Source organism: Rothia sp. L_38 (assembly GCF_050689125.1).
Taxonomy (GTDB): Bacteria; Actinomycetota; Actinomycetes; order Actinomycetales; family Micrococcaceae; genus Rothia.
In genome coordinates, this window is record NZ_JBOEQD010000006.1 from 1 (window position 1) to 26,767 (window position 26,767).

Consider the following 26,767-nt stretch of genomic DNA (forward strand, 5'->3'; position numbering starts at 1 on the left):
GCCGGGTCCCCCGACCCAGCCTCATCAATACACACACATTTACACATCGGGGCTAGGCCCCATGCAAGAAACACACACTACTGCTTTCTTGAGATTCTCCAGGGCCACCCTGCGGGCGGCTGCTCTTTCGAACCTTGTACCTCTAGTATGGCGGAGCCTTCTTAAGCTCTTATATACCGTTCCTGTGCGCCAGCTGGGAATATTGGCCAGCTAGCCCGTCCTTACCGTAAGACATCCTGCGGTGCAGGGCCTCTAGCGGGCCGGGCTTGCCCGCCGCTTCAAGAGCCACCGCCACAAGAACCGTCACCAGCCACCCGGCGGTGCCAACCAGCAGGAGCACGGAGGCACCGGCGTCCGCAAAGAGCCCCAGGGCAAAGCCACCGAAGACCACTAAGAAAATCACCGACTGCAGCACGTAACCGGTCATAGACCGCTTACCCAGGGCAATCATGGGCCGAAGCGGGGCAGGGACGGGGGCACCGGCGTCCACACGCTCCTGAACACCGGTTAGTGCCAGCGCCAGCAGGGCAATAAAGCCCGGGCCGCCCAGAACACCCAGGGTCATCGTGAGCACCCCGAAAACACCGGTAGGCAGCAGGCCCAGGGTCTCAAGCCCGGCAGGAATACCGGTGCCCAGGGCAGCAACCAGGCCCACCCCGGCCAGCCACACCAGCACCCGGCGGTGACGCGCAGGATCAGCCAGCACGCCCTCACGCGCCAGCACAAAACCCAGAAGCATCAGCGGGAGCAACATAAAAGCCTGCAAGGGCACGCCGAGGAAACTACCGAGCAGCACAATCAGGCCGTTGAGCAGTACCGACCAGTAGCTTGTTATAGGTAGTAGGCCACCGCTACTACCCCCGCCTAGTAGCTCCTGAAGCTGACCAGCGCCGAGCACCGCCTCAAGTAGGAGCACCCCGGCTAGAGCCACCAGGTTGGTCACGGCAAAAAGCGTACCGGCCACCCAGAGCAAGACCTTAGTGCGCACCGCGATTAGGCAGGCCATGAATAGGCCAATCAGGCCGTAGGCCAGCATGATGTCGCCCCAGAAGAGAAAGACCATGTGTAGGGCGCCAAAAATCGCCAGCATACCGTAGCGGCGGGCGATCACGCCGCGGGCCTTGGGTAGCGGGTAGCCGCGCCGATAGAGGCTGGCGGCAATCAGCCCCACGCCAAAGCCCAGCAGGGTCGAGAACATGGGGAAACCGCGGGCATGCACGAAGGAGGTGGTGAACATGATGGTCAGCTTGTCCCAGAAGCTGTCATTTACCACCCGGCCCGTCATCGAGGCCGGGCCACCGGCAAAGAGAACCCAGGCGGTGGTCACGTTAGCCACCGCAATACCCCAGAGCATCAGCCCGCGGGCAACATCGGGCACAAGCATGCGAGGTGCAGGAAGAGTCTGAGGGGGCTGGGGCTGAAGGGTCTGGTGTGGGCGCTCCATTGCTACCTTTCGTGTGTGGGTCTTCTGCTTCTACCCTAAAGAAAACGGAGCTAGGGCACATCCGCCGGGCGGGTGAAAAACGCTTTAAACACCGATGGCGAGACCCCCATACTGGTCTCGCCATCAGTGAGTGAAAACCGGGTTCAGCATTACCCGCTTTTCGAAGCACACACACATTCGCTTCTTATAGCCTTTCGAGCTGTTACATCTATATAACCGCACTAGGCTTGAGTTGGGTTTTGAGTTGCCTGGGAGCAAGCTGGGTATTTTCGCGGACGCCCGTGGGCGCCTCCCGGGCACGGGCAGGCACCGGCCAGCCCGGGGAACTTCTAGGAGAAGTAGCCAATCAAGAAGAACCAGAGCACCGGGTTAGCCAGCACAGACACCACCAGAATCACGATGAACCAGAGCGTATGCCGGGCAAAGCGCAACAGACCCACCAGAGCCAGCACAAAGGCCAGAGTAGCTGCCACAACAGAAATCGCCATAAACCCCAAGAAAGTCGCTAGAACCGTTGAGGGGGACCCCACGTTCACCACAAAAGCCAACACCAGCGTCAGCACCGCCACGCCCTCGGTAATCGCAGCCGCAATCAGGGTCTGGGTGCTCTGCGGGCGGCGGGTACGGGCAGCAGGAGGTGTCGATTGTAAAGCCATACCCTCTAGCATGCCAGACTCCCCTATGAAAACCGCAAGCCCACCACACGCAGAACGCCCCGCTCCCCCAAGATGGGGGAACGGGGCGTCCTGATGCTGCTAGAAGCCTAGCGAATAATCCTTAAGGGAATTACTCAGCTACAACGTCCAGCTCAACGTTAGCTACAACGTCTTCGTGCAGGCGCACGGAAACGGTGTAAACGCCGGTGCGCTTGATAGCGGAACCGAGGTTGATCGCACGCTTGTCGACGGAGCCTGCGCCTGAAGCCTCGATGGCGTCAGCAACGTGCTCAGCCTTGACGGTGCCGAAGAGGCGGCCGTCAGCGCCAGCCTTGTGAGCAACAACAACGGGCTTTGATGCCAGAGCAGCTGCGGTTGCCTTTGCCTCTTCGAGGTTAGCCTTAGCGCGAGCAGCGCGGGCTGCGCGGATGGACTCAACCTGCTTTTCGCCGCCTACAGTCCAGGTGACTGCGAAGCCGCGGGGCAGCAGGTAGTTACGTGCGTAGCCGTCCTTGACGGTTACAACGTCGCCAGCGGCGCCGAGGCCGGTGACTTCCTGAGTAAGAATGATCTTAGCCATGTTCTTCTACTCTCCTATCGATTTAGCGGCCAGCGCCTGAGTAGGGCAGCAGTGCAACTTCGCGGGCGTTCTTGATTGCCTGAGCGATCTTGCGCTGTTCCTGAACGGTCACGCCGGTGACGCGACGTGCACGGATCTTGCCGCGGTCGGAGATGAACTTACGCAGAAGTGCGACGTCCTTGTAGTCGATTACGGTGACGTCAGCAGCCTTCAGGGGGTTCTGCTTGGGTTTGGGCTTGCGGATTTCAGCCTTAGCCATCGTGGTGCTCCTTTTTCTGGTGGGAGCCCGCGGGATAAACCGCGGGATGGATGAATATTTTGTCTTGGTTCAAAGAAGGACGCCGGGCGCCCCTTCCCTTCTAACGTGCAGGCGGTACCTGCCCGGGGTTTAGAAGGGGGGTTCGTCGTCTGCGCCGGAGCCCCAGTCGTAGTTGCCACCGGACTGCTGGCCCCAGGGGTCAGCAGCAGGTGCCTGCTGGGCCGGTGCGGCCTGGGGGGCTGCTGCCGGTGCGGCAGGGGCAGCATTGAAGTTGCCCTGCTGTGCGCCGCCGGTGTTACCACCGTAGCCACCCTGGTTGCCGTAGCCTGCGCCACCACCGTAACCACCCTGGCCACCGGCGTTGAAGCCGCCACCCTGCTGGTTACCGTAACCGCCACCGAAGCCCTGGTCGCCACCGAAGTTGCCACCTGAGCGCTGGTTGCGGGATACGTTAGCGGAGGCGAAGCGGAGTGAGGGACCGATTTCTTCGATCTCTAGCTCCATGCTGGTGCGGCGTTCGCCTTCTTTGGTTTCATACGAGCGAGACTTCAGACGGCCTTGCGCAATCACGCGCATGCCCTTCTTGAGGGTCTCGGCGACGTTCTCGGCAGCTTCACGCCAGACGCTGGCGCGGAGGAAGAGGGTTTCGCCTTCTTTCCATTCGCCCGATGCGCGGTCGAAGTTGCGGGGAGTCGAAGCGATCGTGAAGTTAGCTACCGCTGCACCGTTAGGGGTGAAGCGAAGCTCAGGATCGCCGGTCAGGTTACCGATGACGGTAATGACGGTATCGCCAGCCATGTGATGCCTCCAGTCGTAATAAGAGTAAGTATTTGAAGTTTTGCACGGGGGTCTGACATTTTAGTGAACAGGGCCCCGTCTCAAACATTTACTTGGAGGAGATCTGCTGATCTTCCGGGCGGATGATCTTGGTGCGCATGACGGATTCGTTCAGGTTCAGAACGCGGTCCAGTTCAGCTGCAGTCTCGGGGGTTGAGGTGAAGTTAACGACGGCGTAGATGCCTTCGGACTTCTTCTGGATCTCGTAAGCGAGCTTACGGCGGCCCCAGATGTCCATGTTGTCAACGGTGCCGTTGTCCTTGGTGACAACTTCGAGGAACTTGGTGAGGGTGGGCTCTACGGCCTTGTCCTCTACCTCGGGGTTGAGGATAACCATCAGTTCGTATGCACGCATGATTAAACCCCTCCTTTGGGCTAAGCGGCTATGGGATTTCCATAGCAGGAGATTACGTACGGTCTGGCCGGTCTCAGGTGTTGGCCGAGTGCCAGCACAGACTTGACCAACTTTACCGCAGGACGCCCGGTTTGGGCAGGGGTGGCGCGGTTAAAGCGGTGTTGTTCACAGCACCATTAGTAGATGCGGCGGTTAGCGAGGGCGTTGAGGTAGCCGACGCGTACGGGGATGGTGAAGAGGTCCCAGATCATGACGATGACCAGGGGGATGTAGAAGATCCAGCCGATGAAGGGCACCGCTGCGGTGATACCGCCCGCAATGAGGTTACCCACGATGTAGAAGATGCCCATAATGGGCTGGCGCAGGTAGAACTTGTGGGCCCCGAGCCACCAGAGGAAGAAGAAAAGCAGGTAGGCCACCAGGGTGGACTTGGCCTGCACGATATAGACGGGCTGGCCCTGCGCAAAGGAGCGGGCGCGGCTGGGATTGTTGATGTAGGTGGGCTGGTAGTGCTGGGGCTGTTCGGGCATGGTCTCCTGCCTTTAGAGGGTGGGCCTAGAGTGAGGCCACAAATTTTTGGAGGGTAGATTTGGCGGCGTCTTCACTGGTGATGGCCTGGCGCAGCTGGGCTTCACTTTCTTCGCTGCCGCCAAGACCCACGCTGATGTCAGCTTGGGTTCCATCTGAGACTACCTCAGCGTTGATGTAGAAGGGGATGATTTCTCGTTGGGCTTTACCGTCGGCGAGGTAGGTGACTTCAAAGGTGGCCTGGCGGTAGCGGGAGGCCCGCCAGACTGTGGGGTCGGTGCGGTCCGGCACCAGGTAGAAGGCGGGGCGGTCGGTGAGTTCCCAGGAGACGTTGCTGATGGTGGCAGTTGAGTCTTCGCCGTGCAGGAGGGAGGTGGGGCACCCGGCAACATCCAGGCGTCGGGCGCTCTCGCAGCGTTCTAGCCAGGAGGTGATGAGGTTGTTGGTTTCGTTCCACATGCGGGGGGACGGGCGCACGTCGAGGGTGAGCTCTTGGGTGGTTTGCCCCTGGCCCGGTAGAGGTGCGGTGATGATGTGGTCGGTGTGATCCAGGGTGTAGTAGGAGCTGCTGGGCAGGGTGAAGTCATAGGTACCAGGGAGGGTGGGGATAGTCCATTGGTAGCCTGCCTCTGTTTCTGTACGCCGAGTGGTGGGTAGGTCGAGAGATTCTCCGTTGACCTGCACTCCGGCCAGCGCCACTGGCGCGGTCAGGGTGAGGTAGGACTGGGCCGGGGTAGCCAGCTGCCAGCTGTCATTAAAGGGCCCGGTACGGGATACCTGGCGCAGGGGGAGGGTGAGCTGGTGTTCCTGCCCGGCAACGGTGGCAAGGATGCTGGCGGTCACCTGCCCAGTGGCGTCCTTATCTGTACCCGTGATGGTGTAGTTTTCTATGCGCCCCTGTGCGGCGCGGTAGATGGAGTTGGTGAGGTAGGTGTAGTTGAAGTTGCTGTAGGCTTCACGGTCAATACCCGAGATATAGTCGCCGTTTTCAAGGGCACCCATGTAGCGGTCAAGGCTATCTTCGGGGGTGTGAGTCAGGGAGAGGTAGTTGCCGACAGCGGCCACGAGTACCGCCAGCAGGGTGACAAAGAGGGTGGTGAGGGTCAGGCGGACGCGGACGGCACGGGCGTCCTTGCGGGTGAGGATTCCGGCGGCACGGCCCGAAAATTCGCCGACCTGGCCGGGGATTCGACTGACTCGCTGTATGGACGTAGAGAAGGTTGTGCGGACGACCTCGGGGCGGGCATGCGAGACGGCACGGGCAAGCCACTGTTCGCCGTCCTTTTTCTTACGCTCAACCATGGCTCTATTGTAAAGCTAAACGATAAGGGTGGTGGCTTCTTCTCTATCGGAGAGAAGAAGCCACCACCCTGTGTCTATGAGGAGCTAGCTGGTTTTAGCCGCGGGTGTCCGTGAGCGTAAACCGCAGGTAGCCTAGCAGGGCGGGCACAGCGGCCCACAGGGCAAACCAAGCGCCGCCCTCTAGGTAGCTAATGTCGGCGTCCTCGCTCAGATCATAGGTGAGAATCACGCGCCCCAGCCCCGAGGGCAGGTAGTTGTAGGCGTCCGCCACCCACTCGAACTGCCCCATGAAGATAGCGGCGATGATGGGTAGCACGAAGAGCAGGAAGACCACCATGACGATGCCGCCGGCGTTGTTGCGGAAGAGGGCACCGAAGCCGTAGCCCATCCAGGTCATGAACATGAAGTAGAGACCCACTGCTACCCAGTTGAGCAGCAGACCATCAGTGAACTCTAGGGTGTCTCGAATGCTCGAATCGAGCACGGGGTAGCCTGCCGCATAGGCCAGGGTAGCTAGCACAAAGCCCAGCACGAAGCCGTAGATGCTCAGCACCAAGAGCTTGGCGATATAGAGGGAAGAGCGGCGGGGAACAACCGTCAGACTAGTATGTATAGACCTAGTGGCATATTCGGCACCAATAAATACAGCGGCAACAGCCGCGATCAGCATATTGGCTAAATCAACACCCGAGGCACCCAAGGCATATGCCATATTGGTCATAGATTCAATGCCGGCGTTGGTCTGCGCCATACCCTCAGAAGCCTGAGCCATCATCTCAGCATTCTCAGCCATAGAGTTCAACATGAGAGAGTAGAGCGGGGCCATGCCCACCATCACCACAGCCAGAATCAGGGTCATAACCCAGTTGGTGGTAAGGGTGCGGAACTTCAAGACCTCGGAGCGCAGCACGCCCCAGAAGGTCAGCTTGCGGTCGGCAAAACGGGAACGATTAACCTGCGCGGACGCAGGAGAAACAGGTGCGGTAGTCATGGTTAGTTCTCCTGTGCTGAGGTTGAGGACCAGGGAGCTGACGGGGTAGCGGTACCAGCCTGGGGCTGGGAGCTGGCGGGGGCGTCCGTACCGAGATTCTGCTGAGGGGCATCGAAGCTAGCTGAGCTGTATTCCACATCGTCACGGGTCATGTTCATGTAGACCTGCTCCAGGGTGGATTTTTGCGGGGTGAGCTCGTGGAGCAGGACGTCGGTGCGGGCAGCCAGCTGGGCCAGGTCGCGAGCCTGGACCTGCTCAACCATCAGACCGTCAGTATCAACGGGGGTGAAGACGTGGCCAGCTCCACGCAGAGTGGCGGCGAAAGCCTCGCGGGCGTCGGTTCGCACAAGAACCTTATTTTCATCGCCGATTTTCAAGAAGTCTTCCATGGAGCAGTTAGCCAGCAGACGACCGCGACCAATCACAATGAGGTCGTCGGCGGTCTGGGACATCTCACTCATCAGGTGGGAGGAAATAAGTACGGCGCGCCCCTCTGAGGCCAGGTGACGGGCCAGGTTGCGCACCCAGATGACACCCTCGGGGTCAAGACCGTTGACGGGCTCGTCGAGGATGACGTTCTGGGGGTCACCCAGCAGGGCGGCAGCGATACCCATGCGCTGGCCCATACCCAGGGAGAAGCCCTTGACCTTCTTCTTCGAGACAGCGGCCAGACCGGTCATCTCGATGACCTCGTCAACACGGGATTTCGGGATGCCGTGCGTCAGCGCCAGCGAGCGCAGGTGGGCCGCACCGTTACGCCCGGGATGCATGGCTTTGGCGTCGAGCAGGGCGCCGACGGAGGTCAGCGGGCTCTTGAGGGAGCGGTAGGGCCGGCCGTCGACCAGGGCGCTACCCTTGGAGGGGTTTTCTAGTCCCACCAGCATGCGCATGGTGGTGGATTTCCCGGCGCCGTTGGGGCCGAGGAAGCCGGTGACCCGGCCGTTGGGAACGGTAAAGCTGATGTCGTTGACGGCCGTTTTGGGGCCGTAGGTTTTGGTGAGGTTTCTGACCTCGAGCATGGGTCTCCCCTTGTTGTGCGTGACGGTATCGCTTTTAACACTAGGGGGTCAGGCTGAAGAAAACATCAGTCTGCGGGGTGAGTTCTTCATGCACCTTAGGAATGGAGCAGATATATGGACTACCGCAGGATCTCTACCAGTTCGTCTATCAGGGCTCGTGTTTCAGACCAGTAGCCCTCACTGAGCCGCTGGCTCACGGCAGACTGACTTATCCCAAGTTTTTCAGCTATCTGTTTCTGAGACAACCCCTGACGAGCCATTTCTCCTGCCTGCTGGCGGGTTTCTTGCCGGTCTATTTCAAGACGGGCGAGCAGGCTCAGGGCTCTATCAACCAGCTGAGCTGACGCTACAGACCCAGCGAAGCAGCAGCGTCCTTTTGCTTTTTTAGCCCGCTCAACCGCCCTACGGGCGTACTCAAAAGCGGGCCCGGCCCCTGCACGGGTTTCTTCAGGTAGCGGCACGTTTACCGCACCTTCCCCAATACCCACGTACCAGTGACCGGTGCGTACCAGGGTCAGAGCGGTTACAAGCGCAGCAGCTGGGTCATCAAACACCGCTTGGGCTTCGTCGCCTGCGGTGCGCTGAAACGGACGGACTGGGGCACCACCGCTCTCTAGGCCATCGATAAGGGCAAAGAGGTCAGGGATCCGGTCCCTATCACCGGATGACCCTACCTGGTCAACAGTCAAAACAAACATAAGATAAGCATATAGCCTTATATATTGAAATATAAGGCTATATGCTTATACCCAAGTTTCTAGCTTTACTTCTTACTCCACTCCAGCAGGCGGGCAGTGGCTTCTTCCTTGCCCAGGGCACCTTCGTCCAGGCGCAGGTTGAGCAGGAACTTGTAGGCCTGTCCCACCTGGGGGCCGGGCTTGATACCCAGAATCGCCATGATTTCTTCACCGTCCAGGTCGGGGCGGATAGCGTCCAGCTCCTCCTGCTCGGCCAGTTCTGCAATACGGCGCTCCAGGTCGTCGTAGGCAGACGCGATGCGGTTAGCCTTGCGCTTGTTGCGGGTGGTGACGTCCGCCCGGGTTAGCCGATGCAGGCGCTCCAGCAAGTCCCCGGCGTCACGCACGTAGCGGCGCACGGCAGAATCTGACCAGCCGGCATCCCCGTAGCCGTAAAAGCGCATGTGAAGCTCGACCAGGCGGGCGACAGCCTTGATGGTGTCGTTATCGAAGCGCAGCTCACGCATACGCTTCTTGGTCAGCTTGGCCCCCACCACGTCGTGGTGCAGGAATCTCACAGCCCCGTTGCTCTCGAACTTGCGAGTGGCGGGCTTGCCAATATCGTGCATGAGGGCGGCAAAGCGCAGAATGAAGTCGGGGCCGGGAACGGCGCCGTCCGCGTTGGTTTCGAGGGCGGCAGCCTGTTCCATGACGGTCAGGGAGTGCTGGTAGACGTCCTTGTGGCGGTGGTGCTCATCGACCTCCAGCTTGAGCGCTGGGATTTCAGGCAGAACAAAGGACGCCAGCCCCGACTCCACGAGCAGATCAACGCCGCGGCGGGGGGCAGCACCGCAGATGAGCTTGACCAGCTCATCGCGCACGCGCTCAGCCGAAATAATCTGAATACGGTCGGCCATATCGACCATGGCTTCAAAGACCTCGGGGGCCAGGTCAATATCCAGGCGGGAGGCGAAGCGGGCGGCGCGCATCATGCGCAGCGGGTCGTCAGAGAAGGACGCCTGTGGGGTGCCGGGGGTGCGGATAATGCCCTTCCGCAGGTCCTCCTGGCCCCCAAAGGGGTCAACCAGTTCGAGGGAGGGCAGGCGCAGGGCCATGGAGTTGATGGTGAAGTCGCGGCGGAAGAGGTCTTCCTTCAAATCTGTACCGAAAGCGACCACCGGCTTACGGGAATCAGGGTCGTACTTTTCAGCACGGTAGGTGGTGATTTCAACCATCTCATTGCCCTTGCGGATACCGATGGTGCCGTACTCCTTGCCAATCTCCCAGGTAGCGTCGGCCCAGCCGTCCACCACAGCCAGGGTTTCATCGGGTGTGGCGTTGGTGGTGAAGTCCAAATCTACCGAGGTTTCCCCCAAAAACAGGTCACGGACGGGCCCACCCACCAGGGCTAATTCAAAGCCCGCGCGGGCAAAGAGCTCGCCCGCTTCACGTGCTACCGGGTGGATGAGGGAGGTATCAAAAACATGCGCCATAACCCTTCAATCGTGCCAGCAAACCGCACAAGTTACCACTTACACCCTCAACTTTTAAAACATAGCCCCGATATATCGGTTAAGGTAGAGACATGACTTTTCCTATTCCCCGGGCACCGAAGAGGCGGGCTTTCACGCCCGTTGCTGCCATGCCCACGGTTGAGGAGGTCTCTGCAGGCGGCGTCATCGTCAACTTTGACGACCGCAACCTGCCCGTTGCTATCATCGCCCGCATCAACCGCGGCGGGCGCCTGGAATGGTGCCTACCCAAGGGCCACCCCGAGGGGGACGAGTCCAAGGCGGCAGCGGCTGCCCGTGAAATTGAAGAAGAAACCGGTATTTCTGGCGATGTGATTACTTCGCTGGGATCCATCGACTACTGGTTCAATGTATCAGGGCACCGCGTGCACAAGACGGTTCACCATTTCTTGTTCTCTGCAACCGGTGGCGAACTAACCACCGAGAACGACCCCGACCATGAGGCGGTTGATGTCGCCTGGGTCAACATCGATGATTTGGGGCGTAAACTCTCCTTCCCCAATGAGCGGCGCATCGCTGAGATTGCCCGTGAGTACATCATTCACCAGCTCTCCTAGCTGACTGAGTAGATAAGGATTCCCGTGGCACGTTCCGGTGCTTTATCCAGCGCAATTATGGCCGCTGGTACGCTCGTTTCGAGGGTTCTGGGCTTCGTCAAAACCTTCCTGATTACTGTTGCTCTCGGTGCCACCACTACCGTGGGCGATATTTTTGAAACCGCTAACACCCTGCCCAACCTAATTTATGTGCTGGTAGCTGGCGGTATTTTTAACGCCGTCCTGGTGCCGCAAATCATCAAAGCAGCTAAGCACGACGACGGCGGCTCCGACTACGTCTCGCGTCTGGTGACGCTGGCGGTCAGCGGTATCGCGGCAGTAACCGCGGTCGTCCTCCTCTTCTCCTGGCCCATTATTGCGGTGATGGGTAGCAAGTGGACGCCCGAGCAACAGCATTTCGGCTGGATTTTCGCTCTCTGGTGCCTGCCCCAGATTTTCTTCTACGGCCTCTACACGGTCCTAGGCCAGGTGCTCAACGCCCGCGGTGCCTTCGGCTGGTACATGTGGGCTCCCGTCCTCAACAATGTGGTAGCCATTGCCGCCCTGGTTGTCTTCATCGTTTCTTTCGGCCCCCAGGACGTCACCACCAACCCGCCCTTCCATAACCTAGAGAGCTGGACGTCCACCCAGACCCTGGTACTGGCAGGTTCAGCTACCCTGGGCGTTGCCCTGCAGGCCCTCATTCTCTTTATCCCCCTGCGCAAGGTGGGCCTGAAACTGCGCCCGAAATTTGGCTGGCGCGGCATCGGCCTGGGCACCGCAGCTAACCTGGCGGGGTGGACGCTGGCCACCGGCGTCGTCTCCAACCTGGCCTTCCTCTACCTGGCCAAGGTTGCAGCAGGTGTGGTCGGCGCCCGCGAGGACTTCCTGGCTATGGGCGTGCAGATTCCCGGTGTGCAGGCCCTGAACTACTCATCCATGCTCTACTCCCTGCCCCACGGCGTCATTGGTCTTTCCATTGCCACGGTGCTCTTCAACCGCATGTCTGCCGCCTCCCAAGACGACGACCATACCTCGGTAGCCACCGCGCTCTCGTCCGGCCTACGCACCGCCTCCATCGCCACCATCTTCTGCGCCGTAGCCCTCATTGTCTTCGCCGGCCCCATCGGTATGATCTTCGGCGGCGGCTCCCAGCAAGCGGGTGCGGTCATCGGCCAAACCATCGCCGTCATCGCCCTGGGCGGGCCCTTCCTCACCATCGCCTTTATGATGGGCCGCGTCTTCTACTCCCAAGAAGACGCCAAAACCCCCTTCTACATCCAGCTCTTCTCGGCTGTGGTTATCGTGGCCATGGGCTTCATCGCCTCCCGCCTAGCACCCCAGCACATCATCTACGGCCTAGCCCTCACCTACGCCCTGCAGAACGTCCTAGCGGTCTACCTGAGCCACCGCGTCCTGGCCCGCCGCCTGGGCAACTACGGGGTACGTGATCTCATCTCAACCCATGCCCGTGTCTCCTTTGCCTCCATCGGTGCGGGCCTGGCCGGGGCCGCCGCCCTCTACCTGCTGGGTGGCTACACCTTCGACGGCTTCGCCTGGGCCTCACGTGGCAGCGCCTTCATCACCGTCCTCGTCGGCGGAATCGTCATGGGCCTGGCCTACTACGCCATGCTCATGCTCTTCCGCGTGCGAGAACTCGACACCCTCATGAACCCGATTATGGCGAAAATCGGTATGCGCCACCCCACGGCCCGCCACAGAGGGTAAACTCAGTAACCTAACCAATCACTCACCCATTCGCAACGGGAGGCCCCACTTGACACAGCAGATTCCCCTCAACACCCTGCTGGGAGATCGCTACAAAGTCACCGCGCACCTGCTCGATACAGCCAAGGGCGACGCCGTGCTCGACGGCCTTGACACGGTCCTCGGCCGCAAGGTCTCCATTGTTGTGGCCGCCCCCGACCACAGCCGTCTTCTGGTCACCAACGCCCGCAATTCCAGCGCACTTTCCCGTTCTGCGGTGCAGGTACTCGATTTAGGCAACCACAGCGAGCGCACCTACCTGATTACCTCTCATTCCCGCCCCGACACCCTACTCGATGTACTACTGACCGAGGGCGAGAGCAACTCTGCCGAAGAGTTCGGCGAAGAGATCTTTGGTGATACCGGTTCCATGACTGCCCCCAACACCTACGTGGTGGCAAAGGGCAAGCCCTCCGGGCAGGGTCAGGACGCCACCGCCGCGGCAGGTGCAGCAGCGGCAGCGGGTGCCACCTCCATCTCAGCCACCCGCAATCTCTCCACCGTTGAAGAAGAGCCCGCCGACGAGTTCGAAGAATACGATGCCGAAGAAGAGGGCTACTACGAGGGCGAAGAATCCACTGAACGCAACGGTGGCGTGTGGGTAGTCGGCATCGCTGCTGTCCTGCTGCTAGTTATCGGCGCAGGAGCCGTCTTCGCCAGCCTCGGCGGCATGGTGGATTCCGGGGCCTCAAAGCAGGTACTCGACGCTAACGGTACCGCCGTAGCTACCGCCTCCGCGAGCGCGTCCGCGTCCGCCTCAGCCAGTGCGTCCGCCTCAGCAACCCCCAGCGAAACCGCCCTACCCACCCCCAAGATTGAGGGAACCTTCACCCGCACGGTTCCGTCCGCTCCCACCCTCATGGCTGAAAGCGATTCCCTGCTGGACAACCTGACCGACGGCAATGCCTCCACCACCTGGCTCTCCCTGGCCTTTGGCTCAGCGAACTTCGGTGGGCTGACCGATTCCTTCTATCTCTCAGCCAAGCTCGATGAGGCAACCACCGTCAACAGCATCACCATCAACCAGGTGTCAGGTGTAGGCGGCGCATTCACTATCTACGCCAACGACTCAGCCTCCATCGACGGGGCCACCGAAATCGGCTCTGGCAGCTTTGCAGCCACCGGTGAGACCACCGTCCAGCTCGACAAGGACGCCCAGGACGGCAAGACCGAATACATCATCGTTCAGTTCACCAGCGCCCCGCAGCTGAGCCAGCCCATCGTCCCGGGCTACGTCTACGGCCTGCGACTGGCAGAAATTTCCGTCAAGTAACACACTAGCTACACCGCCGGCGGGTGGGTTGGGAATAAACCCCACCCACCCGCCGTTCCTTTCTATAGCGCACTACCAACACCAAGGAGAACAATGACCGACAACGCACTCGGAGGCCTCTTCGGCGGCGCTGCTGCCGGCCTCAGCCTGGCAGGAGCGGCCACTACCACTGCCCCCGACGCCACCGCCGAGAGCGGCGACCAGCCCGTCCACAACGTCATCATCGTGGGCTCAGGCCCCTCGGGCTACACCGCCGCTATTTACACCGCACGGGCCAATCTCAAGCCCGTCCTTTTTGCTTCTTCTATCTCCCCCGGTGGTGACCTGATGACCACCACCGAGGTCGAGAACTTCCCCGGCTTCATTAACGGCATTCAGGGCCCAGAGCTGATGACCAACATCGGTGCCCAGGCCGAGCGTTTTGGTGCGGATATCCGCTACGAGGACGTTGCCGAGGTTGAGCTGGAGGGCGATGTTAAGAAGGTTATTCTGACCGACGGGTCAGTTCATCTGGCCAAGACCGTTATCATCTCCACCGGTTCTGAGTACCGCAAGCTGGGCGTGGATGGCGAAGCCCGCCTTTCTGGCCACGGCGTCTCCTGGTGTGCAACCTGCGACGGCTTCTTCTTCAAGGAGAAGGCCCTGGCTGTTATTGGCGGTGGCGACTCCGCCCTCGAAGAGGCCCTTTTCCTGACCTCTTTTGCCTCGAAGGTTTACCTAGTTCACCGCCGCGATTCTTTCCGCGCCTCAGAGATTATGGCTCAGCGAGCTCTGGCCCACGAGAAGATTGAGGTCATCTGGGATTCGGTTGTTAAGACTATCGACGGTGGCGAGAAGGTCTCCGGCCTGACCCTGTCGAATGTAAAGACCGGTGAGGAAACCTCCCTGGATGTTGAGGGTGTATTCGTTGCTATCGGCTCAGACCCCCGTACCTCCCTGGTTCAGGGCCAGCTGGACCTGACCGAAGCCGGCACGATCGCCGTTGAGGGCCGTTCTTCTCGTACCTCTATCCCGGGTGTCTTTGCCGCAGGCGACGTCATCGACCCCACCTACCGCCAGGCCATCACAGCAGCCGGTTCAGGCTGCGTCGCAGCCCTGGATGCCCAGCACTACCTCGAGGCCCTCTAAGCCTCCTCTACCCCCTCTACGAAAGGTTATTTATCATGGCACAGCAGGTTACTGACGCTACTTTTGCTGACGAGGTTCTGAAGTCAGACAAGCCCGTCATCGTCGATTTCTGGGCTGAATGGTGCGGCCCCTGCCGCATGGTCGGCCCTATCATCGACCAGCTCGGTGAAGAGTACGGCGACAAGGTCAAGGTACTCAAGCTCGACGTTGAGAACAACCCCGCCACCGCAATGAAATACGGTATTACCTCTATCCCCGCTATCTATGTTTTCAAGGACGGCGAGGTTGCCAAGCAGACCGTCGGCGCTAAGCCCAAGGCTGCCCTGGAGCAGGAGTTCGCGGAGTTCCTCAAGTAGGCTCTGCTTCTTCTCTAGACGCCCCTGACAAGCCCCTCAGCTTCCTGCTGAGGGGCTTGTTTGTGGCCACAGATGACTGCCAGAGACATCAGAAGAGGGTCGGAATGTTTCACGTGAAACTCAGCAGATTGACCGCCTGATAACTAGGGACGAAGCGTGCAGGATACGAGAAAACGCATGAGCTGTGTTGCATTATCGCGAGTGAAGAGGGTGTCAAGCGCCTGGTTGAACTCTAGCCGTCGAACAAAGGGAATATTGATGGCGTCAAAGCCATGCGACATTAGCTCTCCTGCCATCATCAATCGGGCGGTACGTTTGTTTCCATCAAAATAGAACTGAGATCGCACTGCGGAACAAAAGTAGGCAAGGGACCGCTCCCGAGGGTCTTCTATCTGGCTTAAGGCAGCCAGGAGGTTTGCGTAGTCTGCTAGAAGTTTTTCCCCGTTCTCACCGTGATCATCGCCGTCAATGACGCCACCTTGAGAGAGGCGCACATTTCCTCCGCCGGTCACAATTCCCTGACCTCGAAAAAGCCCGCTCTCGATAGCTTCATGCCGGGCAACAAGGGCATGAACCTGATTGGAGAACTCCCTGGTTAGTTCAAATGTTCCGGACTCAACATGCTCTGCAACGAAGTTGTAGCCCTCACTCAAGGCAAAAATTTGCTCCTCATCTTCAATGCTTTTCCCGCCCACCGTTACTCCATCGAGCAGGGTAATGACTTCTGGCAGAGTGAAAGCATTTCCTTCTAAGGCTGCAGTATTCCAAATCAGCTCGTTCAAATTGTGTTTAAAACGTGCCACAGCTCGCCCAGGCTCACTAGGCAAGATAGAGGAAGTATCTATAGGGCCGTTCCAAAAAATGCGTCCTGTCGTGTGCCGCTCATCTTGGGGAGCTATAAATCCTTCAGGTTGGGACGGCTGTAAAGAGCTGCCCGAAGGGTTACCGTTGCCCCAATGTATGCGGCGAGGAGGGAGACTCATGGTTAGTTTTCACCCCACTGGCTTGTTATCTGGCGGGCTAATGCTCCAAAGCTAAGAGAGTGCAGGTCAAGTATGCCTTGGACGGGGGAAACTAGGTTTATGCCTCCTTCATGAGTGGCTCCTTCGAGCTCATAGGTTTCAGCCTGCGCTAGAACAATTCCTGCAGGTTGAAAATTTGTGGCTTCGACCAGGTTTAGAGAAAGGTTCTGAGCTGCTAGCTCAAGGTTTTCTGCTACCCAGAGAACAATGGGAGCCAAAACAGCTTGCTTCCCCAAAAGGTGCGAGGCAAGGGGGGCACCAGAAAGAGCCCAGGAGGCTTTGCTTTGATCTCCTGCTGAAGCTACACGCAAGGCAAGTTCGGCTGGTGACATCGAAGGAGCTGGCGCGTAGAAACGCACTCCCTGCCGCTGGGCCAGGTTTCCGTAAGGAGCGATTTTTTCAGCAATTTTTTCAGGGTCAAGGGGAGCTTCTGGGGTGGTGGGGATAATTTCCCACCGCTCATAGCGAGTTAACCATTGGGCTACTTCTGGACGAGTTTGAGGCAGGTTTTCCGGCAGGGTAGGGTCGAGAAGATAACGAGCTGCAGTAACAGCCCAGGGGTCTGAGGCTGGCCTGATGGAGCAGCTGAGATCATACCCATGAGCTAGTGCTATTTCGCGCAAGGTCGCGGGTGTGGGCTCCGTTTTTTCTTGGGTTATTCGGAGCAAGGTTGAGCGAGCTATACCGGCTTTTCGAGCTGTTTGGGTAGGCTGTTTGGCTGCTTCACTGATGAGTTCAGATATATCCACATGTCCCACCCTAAAATATCTGTTGCATATATGCAACAGACGGCGCACACACGCAACACATATTTTGAAATGTCACTCCATTCGTTTCACAAGAATCTTATTTTATTTTCTTTCCAAGAAGACTAAATCCCCACAATAAAAGCACCAGCGGTGCCAGCAGGGTTGATAGAGATGGATAACTTTTTATTACCGCACCCTCAGGGAGATTCTCCCATGTGCAGGTATACCCTAAAGGAATAAATGAAAAGCCTGCTTCACCATAAATGGAATCAAGATTAGTTGGGCATGAGGTAAACGTTTGTGAGAAAATAAACAATTCAGCGCCTACAGCACATATCCATATAAGAAGAGCTGCAAAAAATAATTTATTCGACATATTCCAATCTCTATTTTCAGTTGAAAGTCAGCGATGACTGAGCGTACCAACCAGGTTCTGTTTCACGTGAAACGGAGGAATGACCTTTCAATTTAAACAAACTTGATTCTTTAAGGTTGTTTTTCTGACTCAAGAGGGTCTTTGCCAGAATCATAGATTGATGAGCTCTCGCGGCCGTTTTTCGGGGCACTTCGAGCCTAACCGATCGGCCGGGAGCAAAAGAAGAACCATATAATTCCATGGGCTGGGCTAAAGCATCACCCAGCGTCGATTTATTACCAGAAGATATATCACCCTTACTAGCAGCAGATTTATTTTTAGAATTTCCCGCTTTAGGCTTTTCTTTAATAACCACACGGCGCACAACGATAACAGAGGCAAGAAACATCAAACCGTAAATAATAAAAACACCAAACCAGGAAATAAATTCATAGAAAAAATTCACGACCACCACCTCCTTGTGATACACCCAGTGTAAAACATGCGGTATTCACGACCACCACCTCTCTACGCCCACATTTCACGCCCTCACAGACATTTCACCGGGAAGCAGAAGATAAGCCCCCCCTACCAGGGGGCCAGACAAAGATCTGCTGAATGCAACGCAACAAGGAATTCATACGATTTTGCGCTCTAGCAGCAAAAAACTGAAGCCCCAGAAACCCCTCTCCCGGCCTAACTCTCCCCTCCCCATATCCAAGTAAGCCTCACGTCTTTCAAAGCCCGCACAGAGCCTCACAGCGCTTTTTACCTCTCTACCAGCCCCAAAAACCCTGATTTTCGTTGAGGAAACCCCTCGTGCGTCCCGTTTCACGTGAAACATAAAGAAGCGGCACCTACATTTCACGCAGGTGCCGATCCTAGCTAGCAAGGAGGAGTAAAGCGGTATGGACTGCCCGCCCCCCTACTTTTTCTTGATCTTAGGATCAATAACATCAAGGATTCGATTGAGGTCATCCACCGAGGCGAACTCGATGGTCATCTTGCCCTTACGAGCTCCCAGATTAATTTTGACGTTGGTATCCAGTTTGTCGGCCAAAGCATCGGCCAGATAATCCAGACGTTCTGAGTGGTCCTGCACCTTAGTGGTCTTCTGAGCACGCTCAGGGGCAGCAGAGCTACCAGCTGACACGAGCTCTTCAACAGCTCGCACAGACAGGCCCTCATTCACAATCTTCTGAGCCAGAGTCTCAATATCAGCGGCCTTTTTCAGCCCGAGTAGAGCACGTGCGTGCCCCGACGAAATAGTACCGGCAGCAACCCGACGCTGGACCAGGGCAGGCAGTTTCAGCAGGCGGATAGTATTTGAAATCTGTGGGCGAGAGCGACCAATACGTTGGGCCAGCTGCTCCTGGGTGGTCCCGAACTCTTCCAGAAGCTGCTGGTAGGCGGCAGCTTCTTCTATGGGGTTGAGCTGTGAACGGTGGAGGTTCTCCAGCAGGGCATCCCGCAGCAGGTCTTCGTCCTGGGTCTCACGAATAATCGCAGGAATGGTGATCAGGCCCGCCCGCTGGGTAGCGCGCCAGCGGCGCTCACCCATGATGAGCTCGTACTTTTCAGCACCCTTTTCCCGGCTGGGGCGCACAACAATCGGCTGGAGTACACCGATTTCTTTAATAGAGTGCACCAGCTCCTGCATATCGTGCTCGTCAAAGTCGGTGCGCGGCTGCTTACGATTGGGGTGAATATCGGTGACATTCAGGGTCGCAAAATCAGCGCCCGGCACAGGCACAAGGCCGTCTCCTGCTGCAGCGGTTTCGTCGCCGAAGAAGAAATCGACAGGACGCCGGGAACTGGTTGCGGTGCGGAGGGCAGCTCCCATATCCGCCCGCTTCTTCTTGGATGTTTCATGTGAAACACTCTTTTGAGCGGGGGCAGGAACCTCCACACCTAGGCCCAGATCGAGCTGTTCACTATCTACCGGAGCGTTTTCTTTCTTCTCGACCGGGGGCTTTGTGCTCTCCGGAATGAGGGCTCCCAAACCCCGACCTAGACCGCGTTTTTTCTCTGCCACATTGACCTCCGTGCTCAAAAGTTTTCTCCACCCAAGTCTAGTGGAGTCAACTGCGCTGCGTAGACCAACGGCGCCCCGTGTAAACACAAGGCGCCGCTATTCTCACTGAGCTTATCCGAGAGACCCAGCAAGCTCACGCTCGCTGCGAGCCCGCTGGGGCTTTCTGTAAATGTTTGCTAAAACATCTTTGATATTGTGTTTATACTCTTTTTGCCATCTCCATGGCGGCTTTCAAATAAGCCACAGCGCCGGGTGAGGTAGGGTCATAGCTCATCACCGTTTGTTGATAGCTGGGGGCTTCAGAGATGCGCACAGACCGGGGAATAGCGGTATCGAGCACCTGATCGGGGAAGTGCTCCCGCACTTCGTCAGCAACCTGGGATGAGAGGTTGGTGCGACCGTCGTACATGGTGAGCAAGATAGTGCTGATGTGCAGATCAGAGTTGAGGTGCTTTTGAATCATGCCAATATTTTTGAGCAGCTGGCTCAGCCCCTCTAAGGCGTAGTACTCACACTGAATGGGAATGAGCACCTCCCGGGCGGCGCAGAAGGCATTGATGGTGAGCAGCCCCAGGGAGGGAGGGCAGTCGATAAAGATGTAGTCCAGACGCGGCAGCCCGGCAGCTTCTCGAGCAGCAGCATAATCAGAGACAGCGGTCTTCAAACGGGTCTCTCGAGCCACCATAGAAACCAGTTCAATCTCGGCTCCCGCAAGATCGATATTGGCTGGAGCGCACCAGAGGTTTTCGATATCGGGGCAGAGCTGCACAATATCGGCCAGGGGCTTATCGTCAATCAGAACATCGTAGGTTGAAGGAACCTCTACCCCATGCTCAATGCCTAGGGCAGTAGATGCGTTACCCTGGGGGTCGTTGTCGATCACCAAAACATTCATGCCTTTGAGGGCGAGAGCGGCAGCTAGATTGACAGCGGTTGAGGTCTTACCAACCCCACCCTTCTGGTTGGAGATAGTAAAGATACGAGTCTCGTGGGGGCGGCTGAGAGTCTCGCTTGCCAGCGCTTCAAACTGCTGCTTGGCAGAGCGGGCCTGTTGGCTAATGGGGTTATTCTGGGCGGACGCAAGGTCAGCACGCTCTAGCTTTTCACGTGTTTCACGTGAAACATGTGAGCCGCGGTCGGGCTTTGCGGAGGCATCCTGAGGTTCAGGTGGTAACCCAAAATCGGGAATATTGGAGATAGTAGACACCGGCTGTGCTCCCTCGGTAGGTGTGATGGTCTCGCTCATCTAAGGTTACCTGCTTATACCCGGCCGTCTGAATCACTAAATAGCAAACACTATTTATAGGTTGTTTAAATAAATATTTCCCCACGTTTCACGTGAAACACCCCGCCAGTTCTATAATCACAAACCATGACCATCATTCGACCAGCCCGCCCAGAAGACGCCGCCAACCTGGCCGTCCTTTCAGCAGAAACCTTCTCTGAAACTTTTACCTACTACCCACCAGAAGACCTAGCCACCTACCTGGCCGAGGCCTACACAGAGGCGGGATATACGCGTGATATCGCCAGCCCCGACTACGGCATCTGGGTAGCGGAGCAGGGCGGCAACCTCATCGGCTACGTAGTAGCATCCTCCGCCCATCTCCCCCACCCCGAGCTCAAAAGCACTGATGGAGAGATTAGGCGGCTCTATGTGCGTTCTGAGCACCAGGGGCAGGGTCTAGGCTCCCAACTCCTTGAAAAGGCCCTCCAGTGGCTTCTCAAGGACAAGCCACAGCGCACCCTGTGGCTGGGCGTCTGGTCTGAAAACTATGGGGCTCAGCGCCTCTATAGCCGCTACGGCTTTAAACGGGTGGGCGACTACTACTTCGAGGTGGGCAGCACCCGGGACTTTGAGTTCATCTTCAGAAGGGATCCCCGCTAGGCCCATAAGAAAAAGCCCGGCTCCCCTTGTCAGGGGAGCCGGGCTGTGCCGTCCTGGTCTAAAACCTAGAGGCTTACTCGCACCACGGTGGTGGGCTCTTCGAGCAGGGTCTCGCCAGCGACCAGAATTTCGGTCTCGCGAGCGCCGTACTTGTTGAGCTTCTTCTTAGCCTTGGTGATCTCATCAGCCGCGCTACGACCCTTGAGGGCTAGCAGCTGGCCGGTGCCACGCAGAATCGGCAGGGTGATGTCCAGCAGGCCTACCAGGGCAGAAACGGCGCGGGCGGTCACGTAGTCAGCCTCGACCTGCCCCACGGCCTGCTCGGCGCGGGAGCGCAGGATCTCGACGTTATCCAGCCCGAGGTCGTCCACAACCTCGGTTAGCCAGATGACGCGGCGTTCCAGGGGCTCGATGAGGGTCAGTTTAAGGTCGGGGCGGGCAATAGCCAGGCAGAGGCCGGGCAAGCCCGCACCGGAGCCCACGTCGGCGACGCGGGCACCGTCCTCGATGAACTCCTCAACCACGGCGCAGTTGAGCACGTGGCGCTCCCAGAGGCGGGGAACCTCGCGGGGGCCAATCAGGCCTCGTTCGATGCCGCTGGTAGCCAGGTGCTCCACATAGCGCTCTGCCAGGGGCAGGCGGTCACCGAAGATCTGGTCGGCAGCTACCAGGGTAGGGCCAGCCAGTTCGGGAAGGTCGGTGGTTGCTTCGCTCATGGTTTAGTCCTCCGCCGGCATGATGACGATGTGACGGTCGGGGCCAGCGCCTTCGGACTCGGAGTGGAGGCCGTGGGCTGCCACGATGTCGTGTACCAGCTTGCGCTCGTAGGAGCCCAGGGGCTCCAGGTGCACGTCGTCACCGGTTTCTTTGACGCGGGCAATGGCGGTTTCAGCCATGTCCACGAGAGCCTTCTGGCGGCCGGCACGATGCTCAGCGATGTCCAGAATCAGGCGGGTACGCTGACCGGTGGCAGCTAGCACCGAGAGGCGCACGAGCTCCTGCAGGGCGTCCAGCACTTCACCGTCTTCACCCACGAGGGCAGAGAGTTCGGTGTTATTGCCGTCCTCGGTTACAACCGAGAGGTAGGTGCGCCCGTTGCGCACCTCGATGTCGATGTCGCCGTCGATGTCTGCGATGTCGAGAAGTTCTTCGAGGTAGTCAGCGGCGATGTCGCCTTCGTCCTCAAAGCCCTGCTCGGGGTCGATATCTAGGACGTCGTCTGCAGCGGTTTCTTCGTAGGCTTCAGTCATGGGGTTCCTCCTGTAGCTGCCGCTATTTCTTCTTGTTCTGCTGCTTTTGGCGCTTCTTGCTCATAGGCTGCTGACGCTGGCCGCGGTTGGCACGCTCACGCTGGGCTTCGAGCTCAGCTTCGTGCTCTTCCTTGGTCTTACCAACGGGGGGCAGACCCTTGGCGGCGCGGCGCTCGTTGAGCTCACGCTCGGCCTGAGAACCGGGGGTGGGGTTGTTCTTGATGACCCAGTACTGCTGGCCCAGTGACCAGAAGTTGGAGACGGTCCAGTAGACGAGCACGCCCAGGGGGAAGTTGATACCCGAGATAGCGAAGACCAGGGGCAGCACGTAGAGCATGATCTGCTGCTGGCGGTACATGGGGGACTGCTTGGCGGCGTCCGACATGTTCTTCACAGAGAGCTGCTTGGTGATGTAGAACTGGGTGGCGCTCATGAGCACAACCATGATGGCGGCGATGATGATGGTGGCGGCGTGGTTGCCGTCGCCGGGGCGCATCATGGTGGAGAAGAGGGGGGCGCCGAAGATGTAGGCATCGTTGAACTGCTCAACCTTGTCGTTGGAGAGCATGAGGATGCTCTCGTTGTTGGCAGCTGCGCTGGGTACGCCGTTGAGTACCTGGAAGAGGCCAAAGAAGATAGGCATCTGCACCAGGATAGGCATGCAGGAAGCCAGCGGGTTGGAGCCGGTCTTGCGGTAGAGTTCCATTTGCTCCTGCGCCATGGCCTGGCGGGAGAGCTGGTCGGTCTTGCCCTTGTATTTGGCCTGAAGCTTGGCCAGTTCAGGCTGTAGCTCCTGCATACCGCGCATGGCCTTGATCTGCTTCATGAAGAGCGGGATGGTGAGGGTTCGCATGACCAGGGTCAGGCCGATGATGGCCAGCACCCAGGTGACGCCGGACGCGGGGTCCATACCGATGGCGGTGAAGAGTTCGTGGAATGCCCAGAGAATCGCCGAAACGATCCATTTGAAGGGCCAGAGAATGATGTCGAACATAGTTCTCTCCCTGGCTCGGGTGTGTGAGCCGGTTGTGGTGGACTGCAGCCAGTGCCTGTTAGTAGTTCAGGTGCTGGTGCGGGTGGTTTAGAAGTATTATTTTGGGTTCGGTACCGGGGGCGAAGGTGCGCCGTCCGGGTGGAACCGGGTCAAGGCCTCCGGTGGCCCAGGGGTGGCAGCGCAGTAGGCGGCGGACGGTCAGTGAGAGCCCGCGTATGGCGCCGTGGGTGGTGAGTGCTTCGAGCCCGTAGGCTGAGCAGCTCGGATAGTACCGGCAGACGTTGCCGTAGAGCGGCGAGACGATGGCGCGGTAGACCTTGATGAAAGCGATGAGGACGTTCTGGGGCAGGGTGATAGCTGCCTGAACGATGGTGGTGGGCACGACGAATTCGTGGGGGGCGTTATCGAGCAGGACGTCTTCGTCCGTGGGCGCCCCGGCGGGGTGCTGGTGGGAGGTGCTCATAGGTTAGAGCTCCTCTCGGGCGGTGGCACCGAGTTTTTTGAGGGTGGTGGCCAGCGCGCTGGTCAGGTCTGTTTCGAGGTCGGTGTAGGTGGCGGACGCTGCCGGCGGCAGGGCGCGCACAACCACCCGGTAGCCGGTGGGGTTTTCGGCGACGAAGGGGGCGATGATGTCGCGGAGGCGTCGCTTGGTTTTGTTGCGGGTAACGGCGTTACCGACGGCCTTGGAGACGATGAAACCGATGATGGTTGGTTCTTCGCCTGTTTTGGCTGTATATAGAACTAAGTTCCGACGCCCTGAGCGGGCGCCGGAACGTGTAGTTGCTGAGAATTGAGCCGAAGCTCGCATCCGGTGCTGTTGTGCCAGCACGTAGTCTCCTTTGTCTTTTCGGTCGTCTCTCGGCTGGCTGCGTGATCACGCTGGCCTGCACAAGGGGCTAGGCCGAGGCGAGGAGATGTGAAGCCTTATGCTGAGAGGCTTGCGCGGCCCTTTGAACGACGGTTCGCGAGGATGGCGCGGCCTGCACGGGTGCGCATGCGAAGACGGAAGCCGTGCTTCTTGGCGCGGCGGCGGTTATTCGGCTGGAAAGTCCGCTTGCTCATTTGGTTACTCCAAAAATGGTTGGTACGGGGGCCAACCTTTCAACAGTTCTTCGAACAGGTTGACGCTTCTTGCTCGTGTGTTAGCTCCGCCGCGTAAGGGGCGGATATCAGGCCTTAGATATAGGCATAGTCCTAGCACACTTTGACTAAACAACTCTAGAAGAGGTTGCGATATAAGGTCAAGCCCGCTAGGGGTAGGTCTTTAATCACAGGTAGGTGGGAGAGTTTGCCCACACCTGTGGATAGCTTGCGAGCGCGCTCGCCCTAGCGAGAGTTATCCACAGGCGCACCGGGGAAAGTTGTAAGTTACAAAAACTGCGGCTTTGAGCTAGCGGTACGCGGTTTAATCACATACTGTAAACAGGTACTCCCCTCGTTAAATCACAAGTTTTCCACCCTGTGGATAACATGGTGATAAATCGGTGGGCCCTGCGGCTAAGCTGTGGGTAAGTTTTTTGCGTGACCTGAGATTAAAGGAGAGCCAGTGGGCGATTATATGGACCCGGAGCTTCAGAAGAAGTGGATGCACCTGGTAACCCTGTTGCGGGCAGATACTTCGGTGGCTCAGCGTCACCGCGCGCATATTGGCCTGGCTCAGCCTCACGCTTTTATGGGTAATGTGCTGCTGATTGCGGTGCCGAGCGAGTTTACCCGCGATATTTTTCAGCACGAGCTGAAGGAGACCCTGCAGGAGGCTATTACTGCGACCTTTGGCCAGGGGGTGACCGAGGCTTTCATTATTGATACCAGCCTCGAGAATTCTCCTGAGAAGGTGGTGCTGCCCGCAGCGGAACGTCCTGTTGCTCCGTCTTTCCCTGCGCCCGCTGAGAGGGAGCAGGCTTCCCGTGCCGGTTTCGACGACGCTGCCCACCAGCGTCCGGACGCCGCCCCCGCCTTTGGACAGACACCGGCGGCCCCCGAGTTTGCCCAGGTCAACCACGAGGCAGAGCCTCTTGAAGAGCCTGTTGAGGCAGGCGAGCTGGTCGAGGCCCCCGCAGAGCCTGGGGAGGCAAAGACCTGGGACTCCACCGCGCGCCTGAACCCCAAGTACACCTTCGATAGCTTTGTGATTGGCCAGTCCAACCGTTTTGCCCATGCGGCTGCCTTCGCGGTGTCCGAAACCCCGGCGTCTGCCTACAACCCCCTCTTTATCTACGGCGGCTCGGGTCTGGGTAAGACCCACCTGCTGCACGCCATCGGCCACTACGCTAAGAGCCTCTACCCCGGTTTGCGGGTGCGCTACGTGAATTCTGAAGAGTTCACCAACGACTTCATCAACTCCATTCGCGATAACAACGGCATCACGTTCAAGCAGATTTACCGCAATGTCGATATGCTCCTGATCGACGATATTCAGTTCCTGGCGGGGAAAGACAGCACCCAGGAAGAGTTCTTCCATACCTTCAACGCCCTGCATAATCACCAGAAGCAGGTGGTCATTACTTCTGACCTACCGCCCAAGCAGCTCACCGGTTTTGCTGAGCGTATGCGCTCGCGTTTTGAGTGGGGTCTGATTACCGATGTTCAGCCGCCGGAGCTTGAAACCCGTATCGCGATTCTGAGTAAGAAGGCCCAGAACGAGGGTCTTGATGTGCCCGATGACGTGATGGAATATATTGCCTCGCACATCTCCACCAACATTCGTGAGCTGGAGGGCGCACTGATTCGTGTGACCGCTTTTGCCTCCTTGCAGGGGCAGCCGGTGGACATGCAGCTGGCGGAGCAGGTGCTCAAGGATCTGTTGCTGGACGACGGTGCCCAGGAGATTACGGCATCGCAGGTGTTGCAGGCGACGGCAGAGTACTTTGACGTGACGATTGATGATCTGCGGTCGAAGTCCCGTAGCCGTACTCTGGTGAACGCGCGTCAGATTGCCATGTATCTCTTGCGAGAGCTCACCGATATGTCGCTGCCCCGTATCGGGCAGGAGCTGGGCGACCGTGACCATACCACCGTGATGTACGCAGATCGCAAGATTCGTAACCTCATGGCGGAGCGTCGACCTATCTTTAACCAGGTCACAGAGCTTACCAACCGTATTAAGCAGGGGTCTCGCGACGCATCCTAACCCTAAAAGGCCTAGTCATAGGGCTGTGGATAACTTTGAGACTTAAGGGGTTTTAATGTGGATGTTAAGTGCATGAATATGCAAAGCCTGTGCAGTTCGATGAT

At 58.3% G+C, this 26,767-nt stretch carries 31 protein-coding genes; 7 read left to right on the plus strand and 24 right to left on the minus strand.

What is annotated here, in order from left to right; translation table 11 throughout:
* Positions 1–169: 169 nt before the first annotated feature.
* From ACRCJM_RS05665 to ACRCJM_RS05720, 12 genes are all read right to left on the minus strand, one after another.
* The gene (locus ACRCJM_RS05665) at positions 170–1,444 is read right to left on the minus strand and encodes a DUF418 domain-containing protein (RefSeq protein ID WP_431464148.1); all 1,275 of its coding nucleotides are present in this window, start codon (positions 1,442–1,444) and stop codon (positions 170–172) included.
* A 329-nt stretch (positions 1,445–1,773) separates the two neighbouring features.
* The gene (locus ACRCJM_RS05670) at positions 1,774–2,100 is read right to left on the minus strand and encodes a hypothetical protein (RefSeq protein WP_185173747.1); all 327 of its coding nucleotides are present in this window, start codon (positions 2,098–2,100) and stop codon (positions 1,774–1,776) included.
* Between the two features lie 130 nt (positions 2,101–2,230).
* Positions 2,231–2,680 carry a 50S ribosomal protein L9 gene (gene rplI, locus ACRCJM_RS05675; protein ID WP_237199864.1) on the minus strand — a complete coding sequence of 150 codons (450 nt, stop codon included), beginning with the start codon at positions 2,678–2,680 and terminating at the stop codon, positions 2,231–2,233.
* 22 nt (positions 2,681–2,702) lie between these two features.
* Positions 2,703–2,939, minus strand: coding sequence for a 30S ribosomal protein S18 (rpsR, locus tag ACRCJM_RS05680; protein WP_004005948.1), 237 nt, complete (start codon positions 2,937–2,939; stop codon positions 2,703–2,705).
* Between the two features lie 129 nt (positions 2,940–3,068).
* Complete coding sequence (locus ACRCJM_RS05685) at positions 3,069–3,737, minus strand: single-stranded DNA-binding protein (RefSeq protein WP_431464149.1); 669 nt, start codon at positions 3,735–3,737, stop codon at positions 3,069–3,071.
* Between the two features lie 88 nt (positions 3,738–3,825).
* On the minus strand, positions 3,826–4,131 hold the full coding sequence (gene rpsF, locus ACRCJM_RS05690; RefSeq protein ID WP_135011322.1) for a 30S ribosomal protein S6: 306 nt from the start codon (positions 4,129–4,131) through the stop codon (positions 3,826–3,828).
* Between the two features lie 176 nt (positions 4,132–4,307).
* On the minus strand, positions 4,308–4,661 hold the full coding sequence (locus ACRCJM_RS05695) for a TM2 domain-containing protein (protein WP_185173750.1): 354 nt from the start codon (positions 4,659–4,661) through the stop codon (positions 4,308–4,310).
* A gap of 25 nt (positions 4,662–4,686) precedes the next feature.
* Positions 4,687–5,961 carry a hypothetical protein gene (locus ACRCJM_RS05700; protein ID WP_431464150.1) on the minus strand — a complete coding sequence of 425 codons (1,275 nt, stop codon included), beginning with the start codon at positions 5,959–5,961 and terminating at the stop codon, positions 4,687–4,689.
* A gap of 94 nt (positions 5,962–6,055) precedes the next feature.
* Positions 6,056–6,952: an ABC transporter permease subunit gene (locus tag ACRCJM_RS05705; RefSeq protein WP_431464151.1), complete on the minus strand. Its 897-nt coding sequence runs from the start codon at positions 6,950–6,952 to the stop codon at positions 6,056–6,058.
* Positions 6,953–6,954: 2 nt separating this feature from the next.
* Positions 6,955–7,971: an ABC transporter ATP-binding protein gene (locus ACRCJM_RS05710; RefSeq protein WP_431464152.1), complete on the minus strand. Its 1,017-nt coding sequence runs from the start codon at positions 7,969–7,971 to the stop codon at positions 6,955–6,957.
* Positions 7,972–8,090: 119 nt separating this feature from the next.
* Positions 8,091–8,669 carry a helix-turn-helix domain-containing protein gene (locus ACRCJM_RS05715; RefSeq protein ID WP_431464153.1) on the minus strand — a complete coding sequence of 193 codons (579 nt, stop codon included), beginning with the start codon at positions 8,667–8,669 and terminating at the stop codon, positions 8,091–8,093.
* Positions 8,670–8,734: 65 nt separating this feature from the next.
* Positions 8,735–10,141 carry a CCA tRNA nucleotidyltransferase gene (locus ACRCJM_RS05720; protein WP_431464154.1) on the minus strand — a complete coding sequence of 469 codons (1,407 nt, stop codon included), beginning with the start codon at positions 10,139–10,141 and terminating at the stop codon, positions 8,735–8,737.
* A 92-nt stretch (positions 10,142–10,233) separates the two neighbouring features.
* Here ACRCJM_RS05720 and ACRCJM_RS05725 point away from each other — a divergent pair, with 92 nt between their 5' ends.
* The 5 genes from ACRCJM_RS05725 (at position 10,234) to trxA (ending at position 15,240) form a co-directional block, all read left to right on the plus strand.
* Positions 10,234–10,737 carry an NUDIX domain-containing protein gene (locus tag ACRCJM_RS05725; RefSeq protein ID WP_237197713.1) on the plus strand — a complete coding sequence of 168 codons (504 nt, stop codon included), beginning with the start codon at positions 10,234–10,236 and terminating at the stop codon, positions 10,735–10,737.
* Between the two features lie 24 nt (positions 10,738–10,761).
* Positions 10,762–12,444, plus strand: coding sequence for a murein biosynthesis integral membrane protein MurJ (murJ, locus tag ACRCJM_RS05730; protein ID WP_431464155.1), 1,683 nt, complete (start codon positions 10,762–10,764; stop codon positions 12,442–12,444).
* 49 nt (positions 12,445–12,493) lie between these two features.
* Positions 12,494–13,756, plus strand: coding sequence for a serine/threonine protein kinase (locus ACRCJM_RS05735; RefSeq protein ID WP_431464156.1), 1,263 nt, complete (start codon positions 12,494–12,496; stop codon positions 13,754–13,756).
* 93 nt (positions 13,757–13,849) lie between these two features.
* The gene (gene trxB / locus ACRCJM_RS05740) at positions 13,850–14,884 is read left to right on the plus strand and encodes a thioredoxin-disulfide reductase (protein WP_431464157.1); all 1,035 of its coding nucleotides are present in this window, start codon (positions 13,850–13,852) and stop codon (positions 14,882–14,884) included.
* A gap of 35 nt (positions 14,885–14,919) precedes the next feature.
* The gene (trxA, locus tag ACRCJM_RS05745) at positions 14,920–15,240 is read left to right on the plus strand and encodes a thioredoxin (protein WP_185173759.1); all 321 of its coding nucleotides are present in this window, start codon (positions 14,920–14,922) and stop codon (positions 15,238–15,240) included.
* Positions 15,241–15,383: 143 nt separating this feature from the next.
* Here trxA and ACRCJM_RS05750 read toward each other — a convergent pair whose 3' ends face one another.
* The 6 genes from ACRCJM_RS05750 to ACRCJM_RS05775 all read right to left on the minus strand — a co-directional run bounded on the left by ACRCJM_RS05750 (position 15,384) and on the right by ACRCJM_RS05775 (position 20,647).
* Entirely contained in the window at positions 15,384–16,043 is a 660-nt protein-coding gene (locus tag ACRCJM_RS05750) for a hypothetical protein (RefSeq protein WP_431464158.1), read from the minus strand.
* Between the two features lie 182 nt (positions 16,044–16,225).
* Positions 16,226–17,011 carry a helix-turn-helix domain-containing protein gene (locus ACRCJM_RS05755; RefSeq protein ID WP_431464159.1) on the minus strand — a complete coding sequence of 262 codons (786 nt, stop codon included), beginning with the start codon at positions 17,009–17,011 and terminating at the stop codon, positions 16,226–16,228.
* Between the two features lie 97 nt (positions 17,012–17,108).
* Positions 17,109–17,387, minus strand: coding sequence for a hypothetical protein (locus ACRCJM_RS05760; protein WP_431464160.1), 279 nt, complete (start codon positions 17,385–17,387; stop codon positions 17,109–17,111).
* Positions 17,388–17,403: 16 nt separating this feature from the next.
* Positions 17,404–17,832 carry a hypothetical protein gene (locus tag ACRCJM_RS05765; protein WP_431464161.1) on the minus strand — a complete coding sequence of 143 codons (429 nt, stop codon included), beginning with the start codon at positions 17,830–17,832 and terminating at the stop codon, positions 17,404–17,406.
* A gap of 459 nt (positions 17,833–18,291) precedes the next feature.
* Complete coding sequence (locus tag ACRCJM_RS05770) at positions 18,292–19,401, minus strand: ParB/RepB/Spo0J family partition protein (protein WP_431464162.1); 1,110 nt, start codon at positions 19,399–19,401, stop codon at positions 18,292–18,294.
* 199 nt (positions 19,402–19,600) lie between these two features.
* Positions 19,601–20,647: a ParA family protein gene (locus ACRCJM_RS05775; RefSeq protein WP_431464163.1), complete on the minus strand. Its 1,047-nt coding sequence runs from the start codon at positions 20,645–20,647 to the stop codon at positions 19,601–19,603.
* A 126-nt stretch (positions 20,648–20,773) separates the two neighbouring features.
* Between ACRCJM_RS05775 and ACRCJM_RS05780 the strand changes: the two genes are divergently transcribed.
* Positions 20,774–21,289, plus strand: coding sequence for an N-acetyltransferase family protein (locus tag ACRCJM_RS05780; RefSeq protein ID WP_431464164.1), 516 nt, complete (start codon positions 20,774–20,776; stop codon positions 21,287–21,289).
* 65 nt (positions 21,290–21,354) lie between these two features.
* Here ACRCJM_RS05780 and rsmG read toward each other — a convergent pair whose 3' ends face one another.
* The 6 genes from rsmG to rpmH form a co-directional block, all read right to left on the minus strand.
* The gene (gene rsmG, locus ACRCJM_RS05785) at positions 21,355–22,005 is read right to left on the minus strand and encodes a 16S rRNA (guanine(527)-N(7))-methyltransferase RsmG (protein ID WP_237205115.1); all 651 of its coding nucleotides are present in this window, start codon (positions 22,003–22,005) and stop codon (positions 21,355–21,357) included.
* Between the two features lie 3 nt (positions 22,006–22,008).
* Complete coding sequence (locus ACRCJM_RS05790) at positions 22,009–22,539, minus strand: protein jag (RefSeq protein ID WP_431464165.1); 531 nt, start codon at positions 22,537–22,539, stop codon at positions 22,009–22,011.
* Between the two features lie 22 nt (positions 22,540–22,561).
* Positions 22,562–23,533, minus strand: coding sequence for a membrane protein insertase YidC (yidC, locus tag ACRCJM_RS05795; RefSeq protein ID WP_237205117.1), 972 nt, complete (start codon positions 23,531–23,533; stop codon positions 22,562–22,564).
* Between the two features lie 58 nt (positions 23,534–23,591).
* Positions 23,592–23,996, minus strand: a complete 405-nt coding sequence (gene yidD / locus ACRCJM_RS05800) for a membrane protein insertion efficiency factor YidD (protein ID WP_431464166.1) — start codon at positions 23,994–23,996, stop codon at positions 23,592–23,594.
* Positions 23,997–23,999: 3 nt separating this feature from the next.
* Positions 24,000–24,362: a ribonuclease P protein component gene (rnpA, locus tag ACRCJM_RS05805; RefSeq protein ID WP_377127337.1), complete on the minus strand. Its 363-nt coding sequence runs from the start codon at positions 24,360–24,362 to the stop codon at positions 24,000–24,002.
* Between the two features lie 95 nt (positions 24,363–24,457).
* On the minus strand, positions 24,458–24,595 hold the full coding sequence (gene rpmH, locus ACRCJM_RS05810) for a 50S ribosomal protein L34 (protein ID WP_083091541.1): 138 nt from the start codon (positions 24,593–24,595) through the stop codon (positions 24,458–24,460).
* Positions 24,596–25,091: 496 nt separating this feature from the next.
* Here rpmH and dnaA point away from each other — a divergent pair, with 496 nt between their 5' ends.
* Positions 25,092–26,663 (plus strand): chromosomal replication initiator protein DnaA, encoded by a 1,572-nt coding sequence (dnaA, locus tag ACRCJM_RS05815; protein ID WP_431464281.1) that lies wholly within the window; start codon positions 25,092–25,094, stop codon positions 26,661–26,663.
* Positions 26,664–26,767: the final 104 nt, after the last annotated feature.